A 6,307-nucleotide genomic window follows, 5' to 3' on the forward strand; every position below is an offset into this window, starting at 1 on the left:
GTCGAGGGACCNGCTGACGAGCAGCAGGCGGCGCGCGCCGTGCGCGGTCACCAGGTGCCGCGCGACCAGGCTTCCCAGTACGCCGGTGGCGCCGGTGATCAGCACGGTGCCGTTCGGATCCGGTGCGGGCGGCAGGGCGAGGACGAACTTGCCCACGTTCCTGCCCTGGCTGAGGGTGCGCAGGGCCTCCGGCGCGCGGCGCAGGTCGCTTACGGTCGGGGGCGGCGGGTGCGCCGCATCGTCCCGCAGCAGGTCGACCACGGTGCGCAGGATCTCGCCGAGTCGCTGCGCGGGGACGTCGCCCAGGTCGAAGGCGGCGTACCGGACGTCGGGATGCCGCGCCGCGACCTCCTCGGGATCGCGTACGTCGGTCTTGCCCAGCTCGACGAACCGGCCGCCGGCGGGCAGCAGTCGCAGCGAGGCGTCCACGAACTCCCCGGCCAGCGCGTCGAGCACGACGTCCACCCCGCGCCCTTCGGTGACCGTGTGGAACTCGTCCGCGAAGTCGGTGGTACGGGACGACGCGAGGCGGTCGGCGGGAACGCCCAGGGCGCGCACGGCGGGCCATTTGGCGGGGCTCGCGGTCGCGAGGACCTCCGCGCCCAGGTGTCCGGCGAGCCGCACCGCAGCCGAGCCCACGCCTCCGGCGGCGGCGTGGATGAGCACGGACTCGCCCGCGCCCAGGCCCGCGAGGTCGACCAGCGCGTAGTAGGCCGTGGTGTGGGTGACCGGTACGGCCGCGGCCTCGGCGAAGGTCCAACCGTCCGGGATGGGCAGGACGGTGCGGGCGTCCGCCAGCACCGTGTCCGCGAAGCCGGCGGTGACCAGGCCGAACACCCGGTCGCCCACGGCCAGTTCGGTCACGTCGGGCCCGACCGCGGTGACCACGCCGGAGCATTCGCTGCCGAGTTCCGCGGCGTCCGGGTACAGCCCGAGGCTGATCATGGCGTCTCGGAAGTTGACGCCCGCCGCGCGGACCGAGATCCGTACCTGCCCGTGCTCCGGCTCCGCGCCGGCGCCCGGGCGGGGCACCGCGGCCAGGTCGTCGAGGGACCCGGACGGGCCGGGCTCCAGCGACCACGGAACGCCGTCCTCCGGAAGGGCCAGGAGGGTCGGTTCGGTCCGGGCCAGGCGCGGCACCAGAACCCGGCCGTCCCGCAGGGCCAGTTGCTCCTCGCCCGCGGTGAGCGCGGTGGCGAGGGGCTCACGCAGCAGGTCCGGCAGTTGAGGCGACACTGCGGTGGGATCAGCCGGCTCCGTGGGATCGGCGGCTGGGTCGAGGTCGACCAGCAGGAAGCGGTCCGGGTGTTCGCTCTGCGCCGACCGCACCAGGCCCCAGACGGCGGCGGCCACCGGGTCGGGAGCGTCGCCGACGGCTCCGGTGGTCACCACGGCCAGTCGTGCGCCGGCGCGGCGTTCCTCGGCCAACCAGGCCCGCAGCAGGTCGAGTACGGCCCCGGTCTCCTCGTGGACCGAGCTGGCGGTGCCGCGCGTACGGGTCGGCGCCGCCGCGAGGACGATGTCCGGCAGCGGGTCCGGCAGCCCGTCCGGTGCCGGGTACCCGCGCTCTCCGTCCGTACCGGCGGAGTCGAGCAGCGCGATCGACTCGGGGCGCGCGGCGGCGTCCCCCTCGGGGAGCGGCATCCAGTTCAGCCGGAACAGGGACTCGCGGCGCGGGGTCCCGGCGGCGCCGAGCGGTCGCAGCGTGAGGTGCCGCGCGCTGGCGACGGTGGCGCCCCGCGCGTCGGCGACCCGCACCCGGAGGCCACCGTCGTCCAGCGGCGTGACGCGGACCCGGGCGGAGGTCGCACCCTGCGCGTCCACGGTCACGCCGCTCCAGCAGAACGGCAGTCGCGGGCCTCCCTCCGGGTCGTCCGCGAGCCCCGCCAGGAGGGCGACCGGGTGTATGGCGGCGTCCAGCAGGGCCGGATGCACGGCGAAGCCGGCGGCGGCGGCCGGATCGGCCAGCTCGATCTCGGCGAACACCTCCGTGCCGCTCCGCCAGGCCGCGCGCAGCCCCCGGAAGGCGGGGCCGTGCTGGGTGCCGGCGGCGGCCAGCGCCGGATAGAAACCGGTGAGGTCGATCCGTTCGGCGTCGGCCGGCGGCCGGGTCTCCAGCGCGCCGCTCTCGGTCGCCGTGTCCGGGGCGGACAGGGTGCCGACGGCGTGCGTGGTCCACGGTTCGGTGGCGCGCCGCGCCGAGACGCTGAACTCCCGGCGTGCCGGGTGCTCCTGGGCGTGCACCGTGACGTGGACGCGTACGTCGTCCCGCTCCGGGAGCACCAGGGGCTGTTGCAGGGTCAGTTCCTCGACCTGGCCGAGGCCGACCCGGTCGCCCGCCTGGACGGCGAGTTCCACGAACAGCGTGCCGGGCACCAGCACGGTCTCGCGTACGGAATGGTCGGCGAGCCATGGGTGGGCGTGCCGCGACAACCGGCCGGTGAGCAGGAGTCCGCCGTCCGCCAGTTCGATCTCGGCGCCTAGCAGCGGGTGGTCGGCGGCGTCGAGCCCCGCTCCGGCGACGTCCGCGGGTGGGGCCGCCTCCGTCAGCCAGAACCGCCGGTGTTGGAAGGCATAGGTCGGCAGCGCGACCGGTTCGGCGGGCGGCAGGTCCCAGCGGACGGGCAGGCCGGCCGCGTACGCCTCGGCCAGCGCGGTCAGCGCGCGTCGCGGGCCGTGCTCGGCGCGGCGGAGGGTGCTGAGCACGGCTGCCTCGCTGCCCGCCTCGTGGACGGTCTCCGCGAGGCCGGTGGTGAGGACCGGATGCGGGCTCACCTCGAGCAGCGCGCCGTGCCCGTGCGTCAGGGCCAGGGCGACCGCCCGGTCCAGCCGTACGGGCTCGCGCAGGTTGCGCAGCCAGTACGCGGCGTCCAGCGCGGCACCGTCGAGTCGTTCGCCGGTGACCGTCGAGCAGAACGGGATGTCGGCCGCTCGGGGCTCGATCCCGCGCAGGTCCTCGAGGATTCGGTCGCCGATAGCGTCGACCTGCGGGGAGTGCGAGGCGTAGTCCACCGGCACGTCGCGTGCTCGTACGCCGTCCCGCTCGCATTCGGCGAGCAGTTCGTCCAGGGCCGCGCGCTCACCCGAGACGACCACGGACGAGGGACCGTTGACGGCGGCCACGGTGACGCCCGGACGCAGACGGCTCCGGACGTCCTCGAGGTCCAGCGCGAGGGACACCATGCCGCCGTGACCGGTGAGGGCGAGCAGCGCCCTGCTGCGCAGTGCCACCACGCGGGCCGCGTCCGACAGTGACAGGGCTCCGGCGACGCAGGCGGCGGCGATCTCCCCCTGGGAATGGCCGATGACGCCGGCGGGGCGGACGCCGTGGGCCTCCCACAGCCGGGCCAGGGACACCATCACCGCGAACAGCGCGGGCTGCACCACGTCCACCCGGCGCAGCGCCTCGGCGTCCGCCAGGACCTCGGGAAGTGACCAGTCGACGTACGGGGACAGCGCCTCGGCGCACTCGTCCATACGCGTCGCGAACTCCGGCGAGCAGTCCAGCAGGTCGACCGCCATCCCGGCCCACTGGGAGCCCTGCCCGGGGAACACGAACACCGGCTCGACGTCCCTCGACGGCGCCACTCCGTACGTCACGGGGGCCCCGGGGGCGTCGGCGGTGAGCTGGTCGAGGGCGTCGAGCGCGGCGGTCCGGTCATCGGCGAGGATGACGGCGCGGTGCTCCATCCGGGAGCGGCCGGTGGCCAGGGTCCGCGCCACGCCGTGCAGCGGGAGCTCCGGGTTGGCCAGGAGGTGTTCCCGCAGCCGTCGGGACTGGTCCCGCAGGGCGTCCTCGGTCCGGGCGGAGAGCGTCAGCGGTACGGCGGCCGGGGGGTCCGGCGTACCCGCCGGCTCGTGCGGCGCGGCGGGCTCGTGTGGCATCGCCTGTTCCAGGACGACGTGCGCGTTCGTCCCGCTGATCCCGAACGAGGAGACGGCCGCGCGGCGTGGGCGGCCGGTCTCCGGCCACGGCTGGGCGTCCGTGAGCAGGGCCACCTCACCCGCTGACCAGTCCACCCGGGCGGAGGGCTCGTCGGCGTGCAGCGTACGAGGCAGGGTGCCGTGCCGCAGGGCCAGCACGCTCTTGATCACGCCGGCCACCCCGGCGGCGGCCTGGGTGTGGCCGATGTTGGACTTCACCGAACCCAACCGCAACGGTTCCTCGGCGCGGCCCTGGCCGTAGGTGGCGAGCAGCGCCTGCGCCTCGATCGGGTCGCCCAGGGAGGTCCCGGTGCCGTGTGCCTCCACCATGTCCACCGCGGTGGCGTCCAGCCCGGCGTCCGCCAGCGCGCGGCGGATCACCCGCTGTTGGGCGGGACCGCTGGGGGCCGACAGGCCGTTGGAGGCGCCGTCGGAGTTGACGGCGCTGCCCCGCAGCACGGCGAGCACGGGGTGGCCGTGCCGGCGCGCGTCGGACAACCGCTCCACCAGCAGCATTCCGGCGCCCTCGGAGAGGCCCATACCGTCCGCTGTTTCCGAGAACGCCTTGCTGCGCCCGTCGGCGGCCAGGCCACGCTGCCGGCTGAACGCGACGAACGCCCCCGGCGAGGCGTTCACCGACACCCCGCCGGCCAGCGCCAGCGAGCACTCACCGCCCCGCAGCGCGCGTACCGCCTGGTGCAGGGCCACCAGGGACGAGGAGCAGGCGGTGTCCACGGTGATCACCGGGCCCTCCAGGCCGAGGGCGTAGGCCACCCGGCCGGACACGATGCTGGGGGCGTTGCCAGTCAGGAGGTGCCCTTCCAGCCCGGACGGGTCGGTGTCCCGCAGGGAGCCGTAGTCCTGGCCGTAGGCGCCGGCGAACACGCCGGTGGCGCTGCCCTGCAGGCTCGTCGGGTCGATGCCGGCACCCTCGAGGGCCTCCCAGGCGATCTCGAGCAGGACGCGCTGCTGCGGGTCCATGGCCAGCGCCTCGCGTGGGCTGATACCGAAGAAGTCGGGGTCGAAGTCCCCGGCGCCGTCGAGGAATCCGCCCTCGGTGACGTAACTGGTGCCGGGCGCGTCCGGATCGGGGTCGAAGAGCCGCTCGAGATTCCAGCCCCGGTCCGTGGGGAACGGCCCGATCGCGTCCTCACCGGCGAGCAGCAGCTTCCACAGGTCCTCGGGGGAGTTGATCCCTCCGGGATAGCGGCAGCTCATGCCGACGACGGCGATCACGTCATCCGCTCGCGGCGCGGTCCCCGCCGTCGGGGTGAGCTGCCGCGGCTCCCGATCCGCCGACCCGGTCGCCTCGGTCTCCTCGTCCAGCAGTTGGGTACGCAGATGGTCGGCCAGCATCGTGGGCTTCGGGTGGTCGAAGACGAGGGTGGCGGGCAGTCGCAGCCCGGTGGCGGTGGCGAGCCGGTTGCGCAGCTCGACGGAGGTGAGCGAGTCGAAGCCCAGCTCGGAGAACGCCCGGTCGTCTCGTACGTCCTGCGGGGAGGCATGGCCGAGCACGGCGGCGGCGTGCGAGCACACCAGTTCGCGGAGCGTCCGGGTGCGTTCGTCCGGGTGCAGGGCGGCGAGTCGGGCCGTGAGCGAGCCGCGCTCGACGGGTGCCGCCTCCGGCCGCCGGTGCGGTTCTCGTACGAGGCCACGCAGCAGGGCGGGCACGGATTCTCCGCGCAGCATCGCGGGGTCGATCCGTGCGGGCACGAGCAGCGCGCGCCCGGCGCCCCGAGCGGCCTCCAGAAGGGCGAGCCCTTCGCTGGTGGCCAGGGGAAGCATACCCGCGCGTGACATCCTGGCCAGGTCCTCGGCGCCGAGGTCGGCGGTCAGTTGGCTGCGTTCCGCCCACAGGCCCCAGGCCAGCGAGGTCGCCGGCAACCCCCACGCCCTCCGCGACTGCGCCAACGCGTCCACCGCACTGTTCGCCGCCGCGTAACCCCCCTGCCCCGCACCACCGAACACCCCAGCAGCCGACGAGAACAACACGAAATCCACCACCTCCTCCCGCCCACACGTCAACTCATGCAACCACCACGCCCCATCCACCTTCGGACCCAACACCCGCTCCACACGCCCCACATCCAACCCACCCACCACCCCGTCATCCACCACACCCGCCGCATGCACCACCACCGACAACACCTCAATCGACTCCACCACCCGCGCCAACGCCCCACGATCACCCACATCACACGCCACCACCCGCACCCGCGCACCCAACCCCACCAACTCCTCCTCCAACTCCCCCATCCCCGGCGCCCCACCACCCCGACGCGACACCAACACCACCTCCCGCACACCCCACCGCTCCACCACATGCCGCGCCACCACCCCACCCAAAACCCCCGACGCACCCGTCACCAACGCAGCACCCACC

At 74.6% G+C, this 6,307-nt stretch carries 2 pseudogenes; both read right to left on the reverse strand.

The features are described from left to right. Window positions 1-9 precede the first annotated feature (9 nt). Window positions 10-2,244, reverse strand: a pseudogene (locus AN216_RS31220) (polyketide synthase dehydratase domain-containing protein); the annotation flags it as partial. A gap of 9 nt (window positions 2,245-2,253) precedes the next feature. Next, window positions 2,254-6,307, reverse strand: a pseudogene (locus AN216_RS31225) (type I polyketide synthase); the annotation flags it as partial.

Origin of the sequence: Streptomyces oceani, assembly GCF_001751245.1 — a bacterium.
Lineage (GTDB): Bacteria > Actinomycetota > Actinomycetes > Streptomycetales > Streptomycetaceae > Streptomyces > Streptomyces oceani.